This window comes from Pseudomonas sp. NY15437, assembly GCF_048068435.1.
In the GTDB taxonomy this organism is placed as follows: Bacteria; Pseudomonadota; Gammaproteobacteria; order Pseudomonadales; family Pseudomonadaceae; genus Pseudomonas; species Pseudomonas nitroreducens_B.
This window is the reverse complement of the sequence record NZ_JBLUQC010000044.1, coordinates 1-526: the sequence shown is the minus strand read 5'-3', so window position 1 is coordinate 526 and position 526 is coordinate 1. Positions and strand designations below refer to the sequence as shown.

The following is a 526-nucleotide window of genomic DNA, read 5'->3' as shown; positions in this document are numbered from 1 at the left end:
GACTCATCACAGCAACCCCCTGTGCCACACGCGCTCGCTCGTCACCGTGTGGTACGGCGGGCGCTTCAGTTCATAGGCCATGCTCATCGCGTCGAGCATGCTCCAGAGCACATCGAGCTTGAATTGCAGGATTTCCAGCATGCGTTCCTGGGCCTCGCGGGTGCGGTAGTGCTCCAGGGTGATGCGCAGGCCATGCTCGACATCGCGGCGCGCCTGGGACAGGCGCGTGCGGAAGTAGTCGTAGCCGCTGGCGTCGATCCACGGGTAGTGCTGCGGCCAGCTGTCCAGGCGCGACTGGTGGATCTGCGGGGCGAACAGTTCGGTCAGCGAGCTGCTGGCCGCTTCCTGCCAACTGGCGCGGCGGGCGAAGTTGACGTAGGCGTCCACCGCGAAGCGCACGCCGGGCAGCACCAGTTCCTGGGACAGCACCTGCTCGCGGTCCAGCCCGACGGATTCGGCCAGGCGCAGCCACGCCTCGATGCCGCCCTCCTCGCCCGGCGCGCCATCGTGGTCGAGGATGCGCTGC

Annotated in this window: 1 protein-coding gene; it reads right to left on the bottom strand. The window is 67.9% G+C overall.

What is annotated here, in order from left to right:
* Positions 1–6: 6 nt before the first annotated feature.
* On the bottom strand, positions 7–526 hold a 520-nt coding region (gene pqqC / locus ACNFIA_RS31950; RefSeq protein WP_416790995.1), incomplete at its 5' end, for a pyrroloquinoline-quinone synthase PqqC.